The sequence below is a fragment of the Streptomyces sp. NPDC006610 genome, from assembly GCF_040611575.1.
In the GTDB taxonomy this organism is placed as follows: domain Bacteria; phylum Actinomycetota; class Actinomycetes; order Streptomycetales; family Streptomycetaceae; genus Streptomyces.
In genome coordinates this window covers 1-17,048 of sequence record NZ_JBEXOP010000035.1, presented here as the reverse complement: position 1 = coordinate 17,048, position 17,048 = coordinate 1, and the positions used below count along the sequence as shown (strand labels likewise).

Here is a 17,048-nt window from a genome sequence, read left to right as displayed (position 1 = left end):
TCATATGCCGTGGCATGGCGCGGGGTGTTCGAGGGCATAACCCCTCCAGGTCGACACCCGAACCACGGGTGTCGGATCTCAGTGGGCGGCTCGGGGCCGTCCGCCCGGGAGGCCCATTGCACCAGCCCGACCGTGCGGTCGCACGGACGCAGCGGAGGGCCGGTTTTCGGCCCGTGCAGGGCAGCCGACGACCGGCCGCGATTCCCACCCTGCCGGTCGCGACATTCCCACCCTCCCGGACCAGCCTTCACTCCGTCGCTCCCCGACCTCTTCCGAGGGGGTACGTCCTTCCGTGGTGACCAGCACAAAGCGCCACAAGCCAGACCGGCGCACCTACGTTCTCGACACCAGCGTCCTGCTGGCCGACCCGCACGCCATGAACCGCTTCGACGAGCACGAGGTCGTGCTCCCCATCGTCGTGGTCACGGAGCTGGAGGCCAAGCGGAACCACCCCGAACTCGGATACTTCGCCCGGCAGGCGCTGCGCCTGCTCGACGACCACCGGGTCCGGTACGGCCGTCTCGACGCCCCCATCCCGATCGGGGACCTCGGCGGAACGATCCGTGTCGAGCTCAACCACTCGGACCCCAGCGTCCTGCCCACCGGCTACCGCCTGGGGGACAACGACTCCCGCATCCTCGCGGTCGCCCGGAACCTCCAGGCCGAGGGGTACGACGTCACCGTCGTGTCGAAGGACCTCCCGCTGCGGATCAAGGCGTCGTCGGTCGGGCTGCTCGCCGAGGAGTACCGCGCGGAGCTGGCCATCACGGACGCCTCCGGCTGGACCGGGATGTCCGAACTGACCCTGCCCGCCGAACAGGTGGACATCCTCTTCGAGGAGGGCCACGTCTTTGTCCCCGAGGCCGCCGACCTGCCCGTCCACACCGGACTGACGATCCAGTCCGAGCGCGGCAAGGCGCTCGGCCGGGTCAGCCCCGAGGGCAGCGTCCGGCTGGTGCGCGGCGACCGCGAGGCGTTCGGCGTCAAGGGCCGCAGCGCCGAGCAGCGCATCGCGCTCGACCTGCTGCTCGACCCGGACATCGGGATCGTCTCGATGGGCGGCCGGGCCGGCACCGGCAAGTCGGCGCTGGCGCTGTGCGCGGGCCTGGAGGCGGTGCTGGAGCGCCGTCAGCACGAGAAGATCATGGTCTTCCGGCCGCTGTACGCGGTGGGCGGGCAGGAACTGGGCTATCTGCCCGGCACCGAGGCCGAGAAGATGAGCCCCTGGGCCCAGGCGGTCTTCGACACGCTGTCGGCGGTCACCTCCCGCGAGGTCATCGAGGAGGTCACCGCGCGCGGGATGCTGGAGGTGCTCCCGCTCACCCACATCCGCGGCCGTTCGCTGCACGACGCCTTCGTGATCGTGGACGAGGCCCAGTCCCTCGAACGGAACGTCCTGCTGACCGTTCTGTCCCGGATCGGCGCCAATTCGCGGGTCGTGCTCACCCACGACGTGGCCCAGCGGGACAACCTGCGGGTCGGGCGCTACGACGGCGTGGTCGCCGTCGTGGAGAAGCTGAAGGGGCATCCGCTCTTCGCGCATGTCACGCTGACCCGGTCCGAAAGGTCCCAGATCGCCGCACTGGTGACCGAAATGCTCGAGGACGGACAGGTCTGACATACCGTCGGCGCCGTCCGGCAAAGGCAGTGAGCCTAGCCGGGCGGCGCCTTCGCATGTGTCCGAACCAGGAAATCCCCCGGGGCGGACGACATGTGAGCTTTCACACGCAACGCAGAATTGCCACTCGGCACCGTGTTACGGCAGAGTCTCCATCCTGTCAGGCCCCGCATACGACACAGGTGTGCCACCAGCACTACGGCACCCCACACGCACCAGACCAACTCCATAACGCCGTCGTATGCCGCCCGAGCACCAAGCGGCGCTCCCCGCGGGGGAGTTGCCCACCGGGCCCGCGCCTCCCGTGACCCCGCAGTTGGGGAGGCCAGTGCCAGGGGCACGATTGCGTCCGCCAGGGTCACCGAAGCGGGCGATGCTGGAAGGAAACCGTGTGAGCCGGATTTCGGTCCGGGGATTCGCAGTGGTCTCGGCCACCGCGGTCACCGCAGTCGGAAGCGTCGTCGGCGTTGCCTCGGGCAGCACCGCCCAGAACAACGACGCCGAGGCGGCGGCAACCGACCTGACGCTCCTCGCGGACATCCCCGCGGGCCAGCAGGCCCAGGTGCAGACCGCGTCCCTGACGCAGCAGGCCGACGTGCAGGCCCTCGCCGCGGACGTCAGCGCCAAGAAGGACGCCGAGGAAGCCGCGCGCAAGGCCGCGGCCGAGACCGCGATCGCGAAGAAGGAGGCCGCCGAGAAGGCGGCCAAGGCGGAGCAGGAGGCCAAGGAGCGCGCCGAGGCCGAGAAGGCCGCCAGCCGCGACGCCGCCCGGGAAGCCACCACGTTCGCCGTCCAGAGCTCCTACTCCATCGCGCAGATCCAGGCGATGGCCCAGCAGATGGTGCCGAGCGGCCAGTGGCAGTGCTTCAGCAACATCGTGGACCACGAGTCCGACTGGAACTACAAGGCGGTCAACCCCTCCTCCGGCGCCTACGGCCTCTTCCAGGCGCTGCCCGGTTCCAAGATGTCCTCCGCCGGCGCCGACTGGCAGACCAACCCGGCCACCCAGATCAAGTGGGGCCTCAGCTACATGAACGAGCGCTACGGCAGCCCCTGCGGCGCCTGGTCGTTCTGGCAGGCCAACCACTGGTACTGAGCCCACCGGTCCCGATCCGGACCCCGCTCGACCTCACGCAGCCCCTCGCCGTCTTCGGTGAGGGGCTGCGGCCCTGTACGGTCTGACCCGACGGCTCCCGCGGACCCCTGCGGTGGGGGCGGCGGGAGTGCCGGGGCGAGACGGGGGAAAGGGACGGAGCATGTCGCGAGTGCCGAAATGGGCCGACGGGCTCGGAGCCCGCATGGCCGAAACGGGCCGCCGGTGGCAGGAACGGCGGGCACGGGCGGAGCGGGAACAGGCCGCCGAGGACGCCCCGGCGCCGCAGCCGTCCGCCCCGGACGCGCTCCGCGCCGAGAACGGCGTCGTCGTCCCGGCCGTCGTCCGGCCCGACCCGGCGCAGGCCGTGCCGTGGGGCGTCCGGGTGGCCGCCGAGGCCGGGTGGCGGCTGCTGGTGCTCGCGGGCACCCTGTGGGTGCTGATGCGGATCATCAGCGCGGTGCAACTGCTCGTCCTGTCCTTCTCGGCAGCGCTGCTCATCACCGCGCTGCTCCAGCCGACGGTCGCGCGGCTGCGGCGCCACGGCGTCCCGCGCGGACCGGCGACCGCGCTCACGGCGATCCTCGGGTTCGTGGTCATCGGGCTGATCGGGTGGTTCGTGACCTGGCAGGTCATGGAGAACCTCGACAACCTCTCCGACCAGGTCCAGGACGGCATCGACGAACTGCGGCGCTGGCTGCTGGACAGCCCGTTCCACGTGACGGACAAACAGATCAACGACATCGCCGAGAACCTGCGCGAGGCGATCGGCGCCAACACCGACCAGATCACCTCCGCCGGGCTGGAAGGCGTCACGGTCGTCGTCGAGACGCTCACCGGCATCCTGCTGGCCGTCTTCTGCACGCTGTTCCTGCTCTACGACGGCCGGCGGATCTGGGAGTGGACGCTGAAGCTGGTGCCGGCGGCGGCCCGGCCCGGGGTGGCGGGCGCCGGTCCGCGCGCCTGGCGGACACTGACGGCGTATGTGCGCGGCACGGTGATAGTGGCGCTCATCGACGCCATCTTCATCGGCCTCGGCATCTACTTCCTGGACGTCCCGATGGCCGTGCCGCTCGCGGTGTTCATCTTCCTGTTCGCGTTCATCCCGCTGGTCGGCGCGGTCGTCTCGGGCGCGCTCGCCGTGGTGGTGGCGCTGGTGACGCAGGGCGTGTTCACGGCCGTGATGGTGCTGGTGGTGGTCCTGGCCGTGCAGCAGATCGAGGGCCACATCCTCCAGCCGTTCATCCTGGGCCGGGCGGTGCGGGTGCACCCGCTGGCGGTGGTGCTGTCGGTGGCGGCCGGCGGCATGGTCGCGGGCATCGGCGGCGCGGTCGTCGCGGTGCCGCTGGTGGCGGTGACCAACACGGTCGTCGGCTATCTGCGCGCCTACTCCGCCCGGCCGGCCGCGCCGCCCCCGCAGCCGACCGACGGCACCGGCTGACTACCGGCCACGCACCGCCTCCGCCAGCACCGCCTCCGCGTCCAGCGTCACCGCGACCGCCTGGACGACGGCCGCGATCCTGAAGGCCTCCTGGACGGTCTCCCGGTCGACGCCGGCCGCGCGCAGGATCCGCTCGTGATGGTCCAGACAGGCGCCGCAGGCGTTGACGGCCGAGACCGCCAGCGCCCACAGCTCGTAGTCGGTGCGCTCCACGCCCGGGTCGCCGAGCGGGTTCGTCCGCAGTCCCGCGCGCAGGTCGCCGTAGGCCGGGTCGGAGAGCAGATGGCGGGTGCGGTGGAAGACGTTGTTCACCGCCATCGTCGCGGCGGCCGAGCGGGCGGCGGTCCAGGCCCGCTCCGACAGGTGCGCCCGGGCCTCGGGGGCCAGCTCGCGCAGCACGATCGCCGAGCGGGACGCGATCGCGGTGACCAGGAGCGTCCCCCACAGCCGCTGGGGCGACAGGCGCGAGGCGCCGACGACGGCGTCCAGGTTGCGCCGCAGGTCCCGTGCGTAGTCGGGCAGCCGGGACGCGAGGGAGTCGAGGGACATCGCGGATCACTCCCCTTCGGGCGGGCCGGGCTGGACGGTCACCACGATCGCACACGGCTCCCGCCCCGCCCGCACCCCGGGCCTCACTCCGTGCGCAGCCCCTCCGGGCGCATCAGCCGCAGCAGCGGCGGCAGGCTGAGCAGGGTCACCACCAGGGCCACCCCCGCGCCGAACCCCGTCATCGCCAGCACGCTCGACCAGTCCACGCTCACCGCCGTGTCCGTCATCCGCAGCAGGACGACGCCCAGGGTCAGCCCCACCACGCAGGCCAGCGCGAGGCCCAGGGTGATCGGGACCGCCGTCTGCCAGAACACCGACAGGCTCAGCGTGCGGCGCCGGGTGCCGAAGGCGACCAGGGCCGACAGCAGCCTGCGGCGTTCACGCAACTGCTCCAGCTGCGACACCAGCAGGCTCGCCCCGATCAGCGCCAGCACGCAGGCCGCGCCGACGAACAGGCCGGTGCGGATGTTCTCGTAGCGGTCCGCGCGCTGCTGCGTGGTCCAGGTCATGGGCTCGGCGAGCGGATGCACGGCCGCCGCGGTGTTCCGCACGAGGTCGTGGACCTGCGGGGTCGAACGGTCCAGGGCCAGATAGAGCTGCCCGCGCAGCGCCGGGGTCAGCGCGTCGGGGAGCGCGGCCGGCGTGGCCAGGAAGCCGCTGGTCTCACCGCCCGTCAGGTGGGTGCGGGTGCCGGCCTCCTTCACCTTCGCCGGCAGGGTCCAGGCGCGCTCCGGGGTCCGCCGGCCGTCCCGGTAGCCGGGGTTCAGATAGAGGGTGCGGCGCTCGGCCAGGACCGGGGTGCCGGTGTCGTACTCCGCGCCGCGGACGGCGAACACGTCGCCGTCGCGGCAGGAGGGCAGGTCGGCGATCTCCCGCAGGGCCGCGCAGTCGGCCACCGTGAGCGGCGCCCCGTGCTCCGCGTCCAGGGGCCGCTCGCCCACGTACGCATCGGCGAAGGCGCGCACGCGGCGGACTCCCTCGGTGCGTTCGAAGCCGGCGACCGCGGGGGCGAGCGCCGCGCCGCTGGGCAGGGTCACCTGCATCTGGGCGCGGGAGAAGTCGACGTCCGTCTCCGTGGTGAAGTCGCTCTCCACGCCGCTGAACAGCATCTGCAGCGCGATCGCCCCGGCCACCGCCACCGCGATGCCGTTGACCGTACGGGCGGCCGTGCCGCTGCTCAGCTGCAGCCGGCGCACCGCCAGCTGCCAGGAGACCGAGCCGGAGCCCAGCCGGGCGACGGCCGCCTCGACGATCCACGGCAGCAGCGCGGTCACGCCGATCAGCAGCAGCATGACACCGCCGGTGACCAGGAACTGGTTGAAGTCGCCCTCGTCGCTGCCCTGCCCGAGCATCGGGTACAGCATCGCCAGACCCGCCACCGGCAGCAGCAGCCGCCACCACAGCCGGCGCCGGCTCGGCCGTGCCGCGCGGACCACGCCGAGCGGTTCGATCACCACGCCGCGCAGCGCCAGCAGCGTCACCACCACGGCCGCCGCCGGCACCGCGAGGGCGACCAGCAGGGCCAGCGCGGGGGAGGGGGCGAGGTCGCCCGGGAAGACGCTGATGTCGAACAGCACCAGGTCGCTCGCGAGCTGCCGGCCGATCAGGAAGAACCCCAGCCCGAAGACCAGCCCGAGAGCCGACCCGGCGAGCGCCTCGCCGGCCGCGACCCGGCGGGTCATCCGGCTGTCGGAGCCCACCAGGCGCAGCGCGGCCAGCCGCCGGTCGCGCCCTTCGCCGCCGAACCGGACGGCCGCGGCGACGAAGACGCCCACCGGCATCAGCAGCACCACGATGACGACGAGGACGAGCAGGAGCAGGACGGGGTCCCACGGCTCGGACGTCTGGTGGATGCCGCCGAACCGGTCGATGCGATGGACCCGGCCGTCGTCCACGTAGCGGGCGAGGTCCTCGCCGCCGCGGTAGAAGGCGAGTTCGGCGGGGCCGACCAGACCGGCCTCGCCGATGACGCCGACGACCCGCCCCGGCAGCCGCTCGCTCAGCAGCTCGCCCTCCGGCGACAGCAGCAGCTCGTGCAGGGCCGGGGAGACCACCAGCTCGCCGGCCGCCGGGAACTCCCGCACGCCCGGCGGCAGCGGGGCGTGCGGCCCCTCCGGCTCCAGCTCACGGCCGTGCACGTCCCGCTCGCCGAACGTGGTGCCGACATCGGCGACGAGGAGCGTGCGGTCCGACGCCGGGACCGGTTCGGCGCTCATCGGCCAGTCCGCGCGGGCGTCCCCCCGCGCGGAGCGCGACTCCAGGGCGGCGGGCAGCGCGGTGGTGAGCAGCAGCACCGCCACCCCGAGCCCCACGCCGATCGCGGTGAGCAGCGTCCGGATCCGGCCACCTCGCCCCGTGAAGGCGAAGCCGGCGCCCATCGCCAGGTCGCGGGACCACTGACGGACGCTCATATCGCCCGCTCCATGTCCCGAGCCCGGCCGTCGCGCACGACGACCTCGCGGTCGGAGTAGGCGGCGACCCGGGCCTCGTGGGTCACCAGCACGACGGCCGCGTTGGTCGACCTGGCCGCGTCCGTGAGCAGCTCCATGACCCGCTCGCCGTTGAGGGAGTCGAGCGCGCCGGTCGGCTCGTCCGCGAACAGCACCCGCGGGCCCGTCACCAGCGCCCGCGCCACCGCGACCCGCTGCCCCTGCCCACCGGAGACCTCACCGGGCCGCTGGCCGGCGATGCCCTCGACCTCCAGGCGCTCCAGCCAGGACAGCGCCGTGCGTTCGGCGGCCCTGCGGGGGGCGCCGTTCAGCCGCAGCGGGAGGGCGACGTTCTCGACGCAGGTCAGCTCCGGCACCAACTGGCCGAACTGGAAGACGAACCCGAACTCCGAGCGCCGCAGCGCGCTGCGCCCGGCGTCGTTCATCGTGGCCATCTCCCGGCCGCCGTAACGGATCGAGCCGGCGTCGGGCGTGACGATCCCGGCGAGGCAGTGCAGCAGCGTCGACTTGCCCGACCCCGAGGGGCCCATGACGGCGACGATCTCGCCGGGGTGGATGGAGAAGTCCGCGCCGTCCAGGGCCGTGGTCGGGCCGTACGTCTTGCGCAGCCCCTCGGCCACGAGCAGGGAACCGGAAGGAGTCATGCCGACACCGCCCGGGCCAGCTTGTCGAGACGCGCGGCGGTCAGTTCCAGCCATCGCAGGTCGGCCTCCAGATGGAACAGGGCGTGGTCGCAGATCAGCTGGTCCGCGAGGTCGCCCTGGCGCTTGCGGTCGGTGAGGACGCGCATCAGGCGCAGGTGCTCCGCGCGCTGGCCGTCGAGGATCTGGGCGGCGTCGCGGCGGGTGAGCAGCGCGAGGACCACCTTGGTGTAGAGGGTCGACTGCAGATACGGCTCCGGTTTCTCCGGCGTGGCGAGCCACCGCTCGACGTCGGTGACGCCGGCATCGGTGATCGCGTACCGCTTGCGCTCGGGGCCGCCGCCGGGCTCGATGCCGTCGACCTCCACGAGGCCGTTCTTCAGGAGGCGGGACATCGTCGAATAGACCTGGCCGTAGTGCAGGGGCCGGTCCTGACCGAACTTCTGATCGAAGGCGCGCTTGAGGTCGTAGCCGTGGCGGGGGCCGGACTCGAGCAGGCCGAGGAGCGTGTGACCGATGGACATGCCGAGCACTCTACACACCATGTATACGCGATGTGCATACGCGGGGTGCGCAGAGGCGGCTTCGGCAGGTCCGAGCGGTGGGCTCGGGTGAGTCAGGAGGGGGGAGGGGAGGGCTCGGGGCCTCCCGGGGGGCGACCGCGCCGGGGGAGGGGGCCGGCCTCATGGGGCAGGCGCCCGGCCTCGGCCAGCGCCCGCCGCAGCAGGAACTCGATCTGCGCGTTCGCCGACCGCAGCTCGTCCGACGCCCATCGCGCGAGCGCCTCGTACACCGACGGGTCCAGCCGCAGCAGCACCTGCTTGCGCTGCTGCGGCCGGCGCTCAGGGGCCGTACCCCCGGAGGACTCCGTCACTGGTAGAGCGTCCCCGTGTTCAGGACCGGCTGCGCCGAGCGGTCCCCGCACAGCACCACCATCAGGTTGGAGACCATCGCCGCCTTCCGTTCCGAGTCCAGTTCCACGATGTCCCGCTCGGTGAGCCGGTCCAGCGCCGCCTCCACCATGCCCACCGCGCCGTCCACGATCTGCCGCCGCGCCGCCACCACCGCGCCGGCCTGCTGCCGCTGGAGCATCGCCGAGGCGATCTCGGGAGCGTAGGCGAGGTGGGTGAAGCGCGACTCGATGATCTGCACGCCGGCCGCCTCCACGCGCGCGTGCAGCTCGACCGCCAGCTTCTCGGTGATCTCCTCGGCGTTGCCGCGCAGCGAGAGCCCGTCCTCCTCGTGGGAGTCGTAGGGGTACTCGATGGCGATGTGCCGCACCGCAGCCTCGGTCTGCGTGGACACGAACTCGATGTAGTCGTCCACCTCGAAGGTGGCCTGCGCGGTGTCCTCGACCCGCCAGACCACAACCGCGGCCAGCTCGATCGGGTTGCCGTAGGCGTCGTTGACCTTCAGCACGGCGGTCTCGTGGTTGCGGACTCGGGTGGAGATCTTGGTGCGGGAGGTGAGCGGGTTCACCCAGCGCAGCCCGTCCTGCCGGATCGTCCCCCGGTAGCGCCCGAACAGCTGCACGACGCGGGCCTCGCCCGGCGCCACCATGTTGAGCCCGCACATGGCGAAGAAGGCCGCGAGGGCCACCAGGATCCCCAGGATGATCAGCGCGGCCTTGGCGCCGGCCGCCGACACGGTCGCCCCGGCGACCACCATGGCGACGCCGCCGAGCAGTCCGAGCAGACCCAGCAGGAGGGCGAGCCCACCGCCGATGCTGTGCGCGGCAAACTCGCGGACGCGAGGCTCGGGCATCTCGGGTACGTCGGGCGCGTCCGGGGCGGACGCGGCGGGTGCGGTGCGTGCGGGCATGGGTGGTCCCCCGTTTCTGTGCGGTCGGCGCTGATCCCGCCGTCCGGCCGATGTCACCGGAGTCGGCTGATTCAGGCTGCCGACTGATGTCACTGACCTAGCTAAGTGATATCACTTTACCCCACCGCGGCAACCTCCGCCCCCTCTCGGCGGTCGGTACCGGTAGAGCGGGTGCTGATTGTCACGCCCGTAAAGGCCGGATCGAGCGGACTTTGTCATAGAGAGCGGTGTTAGCTTTCTGAGCTGACCTGAGCCACGACACACGGGTGACGGACGAGAACGAAGCGGAGCGAGCGGACTCATGGGACGTGCGGAAGACAGACGAGCGCGACAGCGCGGCGGACACCGCGCGGCGCACCGGAGCCGCCGTTCCCTGGGAGCGAACGGGCGGACGGGCATACGCCGCTTCCTCACCTGGAAGCGGCTCCTCGGCACCTTCCTGGGCCTGTGCCTGCTGGGCATCGGCGCCTTCGTCCTGCTCTACCTGCTCATCGACATCCCCAAGGGCAACGCCCTCGCGCAGGAGCAGAGCAACGTCTACAAGCTGGGCGACGGCACCACCCTCACCCGTGACGGCGAGGTCAACCGCGAGGTCGTCGACCTGAGCCAGATCCCCAAGGGCGTCCAGCGGACCTTCGTCGCCGCCGAGAACAAGACCTTCTACAGCGACTCCGGCGTGGATCTGAAGGGCACCGCGCGCGGACTGGTCAACACCCTGTCCGGCAAGGGGATGCAGGGCGGTTCCACGATCACCCAGCAGTACGTGAAGAACTACTACCTCACGCAGGAGCAGACGGTCTCCCGCAAGCTCAAGGAGCTGGTGATCTCCCTGAAGGTGGACCGCCGGCTGTCCAAGGACGACATCCTCGCGGGCTACATCAACACCAGCTACTACGGCCGCGGCGCCTACGGCATCCAGGCCGCCGCCCAGGCCTACTACCGTGTCGACGCCGACCGCCTCACCGTCGAGCAGGGCGCCTACCTGGCCGCGCTGCTGCAGGCGCCCAGCCAGTACGACTGGGCGGCCGCCTCCGACACCGGCAGGAAGCTGGTCCAGCAGCGCTGGAACTACGTTCTGGACAACATGGTCGAGGAGGGCTGGCTGGACGCCTCCGAGCGCACCGGCATGACCTTCCCGAAGCCCAAGGACCCGCAGGCCGCCAAGGGCATGGAGGGCCAGACCGGCTACATCGTGCAGGCGGCCAACCAGGAGCTGGCCCGTCACCTCGTGGCCCAGGGCTCGGCCGAGACCACCGACGACGCCCTGGCGATGATCGACCGCGGCGGCTGGACCATCACCGTCAACATCGACAAGAAGAAGCAGAAGCTCCTCGAACAGTCCGTCAAGGAGCAGCTGACCAGCAAGCTGGACCCGGACGAGCGCAAGGTCGACGAGGACGTCCAGGCCGGCGCGGTCTCCGTCGACCCGAAGACCGGCAAGGTCCTCGCGATGTACGGCGGTGTGGACTACGTCAAGCACTTCACGAACAACGCCACCCGCGGCGACTTCCAGCCCGCCTCCACCTTCAAGCCGGTGATCCTCGCCGCGGCCGTCGAGGAGGGCGCCGAGACCCAGGACGGCACCCCGATCACCGCCAACACGGTCTACGACGGCGACAGCCGGCGTCCGGTCGTGGACGGCGGGCGCAAGGTCGGCTTCGCCCCGCCCAACGAGGACGAGGTGGACTACGGAGACGTCACCGTGCAGACCGCGATGAACAAGTCGATCAACTCCGTCTTCGCGCAGATGGGCATCGACGTCGGCATGGACAAGGTGATCGAGGTCGCCGGCGAGCTGGGCATGGACGTCTCCGACGTGGAGGCCGTGCCCGCCCAGACCCTCGGCTCCATGGGAGCGAGCCCGCTGGAGATGGCCGCCGTCTACGCCACGCTCGACAACCACGGCAAGAAGGTCACCCCGGCGATCCTCGCCGAGGCCGAGCACAAGGACACCGTGGTCGAACTGCCCGACCCGGTCGGCGAGCGGGTCATCAGCCGCGAGGCCGCCGACACCGTCACCTCGGTGCTCACCGGCGTGGTCGACGACGGCACGGCCCGCTTCTCCGTGCGCGAGAACCCGGCCCGCGGCGGCCAGCAGGTCGCGGGCAAGACCGGCACCTCCGACAAGAACAAGTCCGCCTGGTTCACCGGCTACACCCCCGACCTGGTCACCTCGGTCGGCGTGTTCGGCGAGGACCCCAAGACCAATGACCACGTCCCGCTCTACGGCGCCGTCAACGGCGGCCGCGAGCGCGTCAACGGCGGCGGCTTCCCGGCGCTGATCTGGGCCGACTACACCTTCGCGGCGATGGGCGAGGTCACCCCGTTCGACCTGGAGACCGACCAGGGCGCGGCCGTCCGGCCGACCGTCACCCCGAGCGAGACGGCGAGCGCGTCCCCGTCCGAGGAGCCGTCGAGTCAGGCGCCCACCTCGCAGGCGCCGACCGAGACGGAGTCGGCGACGCCCTCCGAGACGCCGACCGACACGGCGACGGCGACACCCAGCGAGACGCCGACCGACACGGCGACGGCGACGCCCCCGGACGACGGCGAGGGCGACGGCGACGACGACGGGGACATCCCGCTGGAGCCGGTGCAGCCGGGCGAGGAGGAGTAGCCGGCACGGGACACGAGGGCGCCCGGGCCGGCACGGACAGCACGAGGGCGCCCGGGCCCGCGCGGGACACGAGGGCGCCCGGCACGATCCCCGTGCCGGGCGCCTCTCCCGTCCAGCGCGCGAGCCGGTCAGAGCCGGTTCAGCTCGAACCAGACCACCTTCCCGGTGCTCAGCCGCGTCGCCCCCCACCGCCGGGCCAAACGGTTCACCAGATACAGCCCGCGCCCGCCCTCGTCCGTGGCGCGCGCCTGCCGCAGCCGGGGCAGCTGCGGCACGTCGTCCCCGACCTCGCAGCGCAGCACGTCCGTGCGCAGCAGCCGCAGCGTCACCGGCCGGGTGGCGTAGCGGACCGCGTTGGTGACGACCTCGCTGACCAGCAGCTCCACCGAGTCGGTCAGCTCCTCCAGGCCCCAGCGCTCCAGCGCGCGCCGGGCCAGCCGGCGGGCCTTGCCGGGGGCGGCGTCCTCCGGGTCCAGGAACCAGTACGCCACGTCGCTCGGCGCGATCCCGTCGAAGCGGGCGGCGAGCAGCGCGATGTCGTCGTCCCGGTCGCCCGGGCCGAGCATGTCCAGCACCTCGTCGCACAGCGCTTCCAGGGGCGGCGGATGGTCGGGACCGGTCAGCTGCGCGGTCGCGGCGAGCTTCTCGCGCAGCTGCTCGATGCCGGTCCACACGTCCCGCAGCCGCGACTCCACCAGCCCGTCCGTGTAGAGCAGCAGGGTGCCGCCGGCGGGCGCGTCCAGCTCGACGGCCTCGAAGTCGACGCCGCCGACGCCGATCGGCGCGCCCGCGGGCACCCGCAGCACCTCGGCCCGGCCGCCCAGGTGCAGCAGCACGGGCGGCGGGTGGCCGGCGTTGGCGACGGTGATGCGGTGCGCGACCGGGTCGTAGACCGCGTAGAGGCAGGTCGCCATGCGGTCGGTGCCGAGCCGCTGGGCCTGCTCGTCGAGGTGGTGCAGGACCTCCTGCGGCGGCAGGTCGAGCCCGGCCAGGGTCTGCGCGGTGGTGCGCAGCTGGCCCATGATCGCGGCGGAGGTCATGGAGTGGCCCATCACGTCGCCGACGACGAGCGCGACCCGGCTGCCGGGCAGCGGGATGGCGTCGTACCAGTCGCCGCCGACCCGCGCGGTCTCGGCGGCCGGCAGATAGCGCGAGGCGAGCCGCACACCGGTCGGCTGGGGCAGCGTCTCCGGGAGCATGGTGCGCTGCAGCTCGTCGGCGATGTACGCCTCACGGCCGTAGAGCACCGCCTTGTCGATGCCGAGCGCGCTGTGGGTGGCGAGCTGGGCGGCCACCAGGAGGTCGTCGGCCTCGAAGGGGATGCGCTCCGGGCGGCGCAGGAACACCGCAGCTCCGATCACCCGGCGCCGGCCCCGCAGCGGGGCGAGGATGGCGCGCTGGCCGGCCGGGATGAGCGGCTGGCCGTCGTCGCCGAGGAGTTCGGGCAGCGCGGCGCGGGCGGCGGGCGCGTCGGCGAAGACCGGGCGCACCCCGCGCAGCACCTCGGCGAGCGCCCCGCCGGGCCGCACCTCGCACAGCTCGGCGGTGACCGCGGACAGCTCGGTGGGCTCCGGCTGGAGCACGGGCAGGAGGCCGCCCTCGCCGTCGCGCTCCTCGGGGATCCGGTCGGTGCGGCGCAGCCGCAGCACGACGGGGCCGGTGGGCCGCTCGTCGCCCACCGGCAGCGGATCGCGCAGATAGACGAGGATTGAGTCGGAGAAGGTCGGCACGGTGGCCCGGCACAGCCCCATCACGATCTCGTCCAGGTCTATGCCGCGGGCGATCCGGCGGGTGGCGGCGCCGACGAAGCGCAGCCGGTCGCCGTCCCTGCGCATGGGCGTGGGCCGGCCCGGCGGCACCGCCTGACCGGTACGGCGCTCCTGGCCGCCCGGCCCGGGGCCGCCGGGAATCTGGCCGGAACGCGTCTCCTCGGCACCGTGCTGCACCGGTATGACCTCCGCCGTCGGACGCGGGCGGTGAGTGTCCGGCTCGGCGACGGCCGGCTGGGAGTGCTCGGGCCCGCTGCCGCCGCCCGGCGTCACGGACGTGCCCGAGGTGGTCTCGCCGGCGCCGCGGGTCTGGGCGGCGACGGCCGGTAAAGCGGGGGCGGGCGAGGCCGCCGTGGCCGGGGTGCGCACGAGCGCCCCGCGGCTTTCGGCGGGGTCGGCGCCCGGCTGGGGGCGTTCGTAGGTCGGCTGCTCCGTCACGCGTGTCGAATCCGTCCGTCCGGGGCTGCGCGCCGCGCGCGCAGTTCGTCCCGCAGGAATTCCGATACCCGGAATACGTGCCCCAGGAACGGAATCCCCGCGTGGTCAGAGGCTGCTGCTGGTCCACCGGCGGACCGGCCGCGGTCCGCGCGGGTGTTGCCCTCGTACCCCTCGCTCACGTCCTGCCGCCCCTCGGTGACATGTGGTCAAGCGCTGTGCGCGCTCCGGTAGTTGCCTCCGTGCGCCCTTGCGGAGGACGATCCTACGTTTCTCGCCCGGGGGCGCATCAAGGGTCTCATGAGGACATGCGCGCGGGCGTACGATCCCAGTCCTCCGGCAGTGAGGGTACGGCCCAGGAGGGATCCGGTCGCCAGTTCTGCCAGCCATCCGAGAACGGCGGCCCCCAGGCGCGGATCGCCTCGACCGCCGAGCCGCCCGCGGCCCGCACCCGCTCGGCGAGCGCCGGGTCCACCAGCCCGTCCCGCTGGGCCTGCGCGAACTCGTCCTCGTCCCGCCAGTGCCAGCTGCGGTCCGGGTGCACGGAGATGTCCAAAAAGTGGTCCTCGGAGTCCACGCCGCCGGCCCAGCGCCGCAACGGCTCCTCCAGGTTCACGTACCAGTTCTTGAACCGCCAGCCCGGCTCCCAGAACAGCCACACCGACCAGGGCTCCCCGGGCCGCGCCAGCTTCAGCACGCCCGTGCCGAACCAACGGCCGCGCCGCACGGTCCGCGGCTTGGTGTAGCGGGTGCGCAGCGGCTCCTCGTGCACGGGGGTGCCGTCGGCGAGGGCCGGCTTCACGCACTCGGTGCCGGGCGCCAGCCACACGGCGAGCAGTTCGGGGTCGTCGCGCACCACGGTGACGGGGCGCGCGATGTGGAAACGGGTGCCGCCGTTCTCCCGGTACCGCCACAGGATCCGGGTCCCGGGCGCCCAGAAGGCCGTGGTCGTGCCGCCCGCTTCCGCATCTCGCACCGCCGCGTCGTCTGCCATGGACAGATATTAGGTGTCCCCGGCACGCGCGCGGCGGCCTCCGCCGGGGTTCGGGCAACCGTTCACGCGGCCGTCGACACCCGGAACGCGCCGTTACGGATGCGTCATGCGCAGGACATCCAGCGCCTCGTCGAGCTGCTCGACCGTGAGGTCGCCGCGCTCGACGTAACCGCCCTCCAGCACGACCTGGCGGATCGTCTTGCGCTCCGCCAGCGACTTCTTGGCGACCTTGGCGGCCTCCTCGTAGCCGATGTACTTGTTGAGCGGGGTGACCACGGACGGCGAGGACTCGGCGTACTCGCGGGCGCGTTCGCGGTTCGCGGTGATCCCGTCGACGGTCCGGTCGGCGAGCAGCCGGGAGACGTTGGCGAGCAGCCGGACCGACTCCAGCACGTTCTTGGCGATGACCGGCAGCATCACGTTCAGCTCGAAGTTGCCGGCCGCGCCCGCCGTGGCGACCGTCGCGTCGTTGCCGACGACCTGCGCGCACACCATGAGGACGGCCTCGGGGACGACCGGGTTGACCTTGCCGGGCATGATCGAGGAACCGGGCTGGAGGTCGGGCAGGGTGATCTCGGCGAGCCCGGTGCGCGGCCCGGACGCCATCCAGCGCAGGTCGTTGGCGATCTTCGTCAGGCCGACCGCGATCGTGCGCAGCTGCCCGCTGGTCTCCACGATGCCGTCCCGCGCGCCCTGCGCCTCGAAGTGGTCGCGCGCCTCCGTCAGCGGCAGCCCGGTGGCGCGGGCCACCTCCTCGATGACGGCGGCCGAGAAGCCGGGCGGTGTGTTGATGCCGGTGCCGACGGCCGTGCCGCCGAGGGGGAGTTCGGCCAGCCGGGGCAGGGATGCCTCCAGCCGCTCGACGCCGTAGCGCACCTGGGCGGCGTATCCGCCGAACTCCTGGCCGAGCGTCACGGGGGTCGCGTCCATCAGGTGCGTCCGCCCGGACTTCACCACGTCGGCGAACTCCTCCGACTTGCGGGACAGGGAGGCGGCGAGGTGGCCGAGGGCGGGGATCAGATCGCGCGTGACGGCGGCGGTGGCGGCGATGTGGATCGAGGACGGGAAGACGTCGTTGGACGACTGGGAGGCGTTCACGTGGTCGTTGGGGTGCACGGGACGGCCCAGCCGCTCGCTCGCGAGGGTGGCGATGACCTCGTTGGCGTTCATGTTGGACGAGGTGCCCGAGCCGGTCTGGAACACGTCGACCGGGAAGTGCGCGTCCCAGCGGCCCTCGGCGACCTCGCCGGCGGCGGCCTCGATCGCCCCGGCGACCTCCGCGTCGAGCACGCCCAGCCGGGCGTTCACCTTCGCCGCCGCGCCCTTGATCCGCGCGAGCGCCTCGATGTGCGCCCGTTCCAGGCGCTGCCCGGAGACGGGGAAGTTCTCCACGGCCCGCTGTGTCTGCGCCCGCCACTTGGCGTCGGCGGGGACGCGGACCTCGCCCATGGAGTCGTGCTCGATGCGGTACTTCGGGTCGCCGGCGCCTGCGGTCGTGGTCATGTCGTCGTACCTCCGAAAGGAGAAAGGCCGCCGTGACGGTCACGCGGGTCGCACGACGGGGGGCGCACATGGCGGGGCGCGACGTGCCCGAGGAGTACCTGGAGGGGTACGCCCGCA

General features: G+C 72.5%; 13 protein-coding genes. 4 read left to right on the top strand and 9 right to left on the bottom strand.

The features are described from left to right. The first annotated feature begins 292 nt into the window (after positions 1-292). From ABZY13_RS25045 to ABZY13_RS25035, 3 genes are all read left to right on the top strand, one after another. The gene (locus tag ABZY13_RS25045) at positions 293-1,618 is read left to right on the top strand and encodes a PhoH family protein (RefSeq protein WP_356634435.1); all 1,326 of its coding nucleotides are present in this window, start codon (positions 293-295) and stop codon (positions 1,616-1,618) included. Positions 1,619-2,009: 391 nt separating this feature from the next. Continuing rightward, on the top strand, positions 2,010-2,714 hold the full coding sequence (locus tag ABZY13_RS25040) for a transglycosylase SLT domain-containing protein (protein WP_356634433.1): 705 nt from the start codon (positions 2,010-2,012) through the stop codon (positions 2,712-2,714). Between the two features lie 160 nt (positions 2,715-2,874). After that, complete coding sequence (locus ABZY13_RS25035; protein WP_356634431.1) at positions 2,875-4,152, top strand: AI-2E family transporter; 1,278 nt, start codon at positions 2,875-2,877, stop codon at positions 4,150-4,152. Here ABZY13_RS25035 and ABZY13_RS25030 read toward each other — a convergent pair whose 3' ends face one another. The 6 genes from ABZY13_RS25030 to ABZY13_RS25005 all read right to left on the bottom strand — a co-directional run bounded on the left by ABZY13_RS25030 (position 4,153) and on the right by ABZY13_RS25005 (position 9,613). Next, entirely contained in the window at positions 4,153-4,701 is a 549-nt protein-coding gene (locus ABZY13_RS25030; RefSeq protein WP_356634429.1) for a carboxymuconolactone decarboxylase family protein, read from the bottom strand. Between the two features lie 83 nt (positions 4,702-4,784). Then, complete coding sequence (locus ABZY13_RS25025; RefSeq protein ID WP_356634427.1) at positions 4,785-7,112, bottom strand: FtsX-like permease family protein; 2,328 nt, start codon at positions 7,110-7,112, stop codon at positions 4,785-4,787. Then, positions 7,109-7,795, bottom strand: a complete 687-nt coding sequence (locus tag ABZY13_RS25020) for an ABC transporter ATP-binding protein (protein ID WP_356634425.1) — start codon at positions 7,793-7,795, stop codon at positions 7,109-7,111. The genes ABZY13_RS25025 and ABZY13_RS25020 overlap by 4 nt, the downstream gene beginning before the upstream one ends. Continuing rightward, positions 7,792-8,316, bottom strand: coding sequence for a PadR family transcriptional regulator (locus tag ABZY13_RS25015; RefSeq protein ID WP_356634423.1), 525 nt, complete (start codon positions 8,314-8,316; stop codon positions 7,792-7,794). The genes ABZY13_RS25020 and ABZY13_RS25015 overlap by 4 nt, the downstream gene beginning before the upstream one ends. A gap of 92 nt (positions 8,317-8,408) precedes the next feature. Beyond that, on the bottom strand, positions 8,409-8,666 hold the full coding sequence (locus tag ABZY13_RS25010; protein WP_356634421.1) for a hypothetical protein: 258 nt from the start codon (positions 8,664-8,666) through the stop codon (positions 8,409-8,411). Beyond that, positions 8,663-9,613, bottom strand: coding sequence for an SPFH domain-containing protein (locus ABZY13_RS25005; protein ID WP_356634419.1), 951 nt, complete (start codon positions 9,611-9,613; stop codon positions 8,663-8,665). Before ABZY13_RS25005 ends, ABZY13_RS25010 begins: the two co-directional genes overlap by 4 nt. Positions 9,614-9,914: 301 nt before the next feature. Here ABZY13_RS25005 and ABZY13_RS25000 point away from each other — a divergent pair, with 301 nt between their 5' ends. Next, positions 9,915-12,230, top strand: a complete 2,316-nt coding sequence (locus ABZY13_RS25000) for a transglycosylase domain-containing protein (RefSeq protein WP_356634417.1) — start codon at positions 9,915-9,917, stop codon at positions 12,228-12,230. A gap of 128 nt (positions 12,231-12,358) precedes the next feature. Here the strand turns inward: ABZY13_RS25000 and ABZY13_RS24995 are convergent, their stop codons facing one another. The 3 genes from ABZY13_RS24995 to ABZY13_RS24985 all read right to left on the bottom strand — a co-directional run bounded on the left by ABZY13_RS24995 (position 12,359) and on the right by ABZY13_RS24985 (position 16,931). Next, positions 12,359-14,437 (bottom strand): ATP-binding SpoIIE family protein phosphatase, encoded by a 2,079-nt coding sequence (locus ABZY13_RS24995; protein WP_356634415.1) that lies wholly within the window; start codon positions 14,435-14,437, stop codon positions 12,359-12,361. A gap of 295 nt (positions 14,438-14,732) precedes the next feature. Continuing rightward, the gene (locus ABZY13_RS24990) at positions 14,733-15,428 is read right to left on the bottom strand and encodes a DUF402 domain-containing protein (protein WP_356634413.1); all 696 of its coding nucleotides are present in this window, start codon (positions 15,426-15,428) and stop codon (positions 14,733-14,735) included. Between the two features lie 93 nt (positions 15,429-15,521). Next, complete coding sequence (locus ABZY13_RS24985; protein ID WP_356634411.1) at positions 15,522-16,931, bottom strand: class II fumarate hydratase; 1,410 nt, start codon at positions 16,929-16,931, stop codon at positions 15,522-15,524. Between the last annotated feature and the right edge of the window lie 117 nt (positions 16,932-17,048).

Bases quoted from the DNA above. Each gene is read 5' to 3' on its own strand.
- ABZY13_RS25020 (WP_356634425.1), bottom strand. From the start codon at position 7,795: ATGACTCCTTCCGGTTCCCTGCTCGTGGCCGAGGGGCTGCGCAAGACG.
- ABZY13_RS24990 (WP_356634413.1), bottom strand. From the start codon at position 15,428: ATGGCAGACGACGCGGCGGTGCGAGATGCGGAAGCGGGCGGCACGACC.
- ABZY13_RS25000 (WP_356634417.1), top strand. From the start codon at position 9,915: ATGGGACGTGCGGAAGACAGACGAGCGCGACAGCGCGGCGGACACCGC.
- ABZY13_RS25035 (WP_356634431.1), top strand. From the start codon at position 2,875: ATGTCGCGAGTGCCGAAATGGGCCGACGGGCTCGGAGCCCGCATGGCC.
- ABZY13_RS25030 (WP_356634429.1), bottom strand. From the start codon at position 4,701: ATGTCCCTCGACTCCCTCGCGTCCCGGCTGCCCGACTACGCACGGGAC.
- ABZY13_RS25025 (WP_356634427.1), bottom strand. From the start codon at position 7,112: ATGAGCGTCCGTCAGTGGTCCCGCGACCTGGCGATGGGCGCCGGCTTC.
- ABZY13_RS25005 (WP_356634419.1), bottom strand. From the start codon at position 9,613: ATGCCCGCACGCACCGCACCCGCCGCGTCCGCCCCGGACGCGCCCGAC.
- ABZY13_RS25015 (WP_356634423.1), bottom strand. From the start codon at position 8,316: ATGTCCATCGGTCACACGCTCCTCGGCCTGCTCGAGTCCGGCCCCCGC.
- ABZY13_RS24985 (WP_356634411.1), bottom strand. From the start codon at position 16,931: ATGACCACGACCGCAGGCGCCGGCGACCCGAAGTACCGCATCGAGCAC.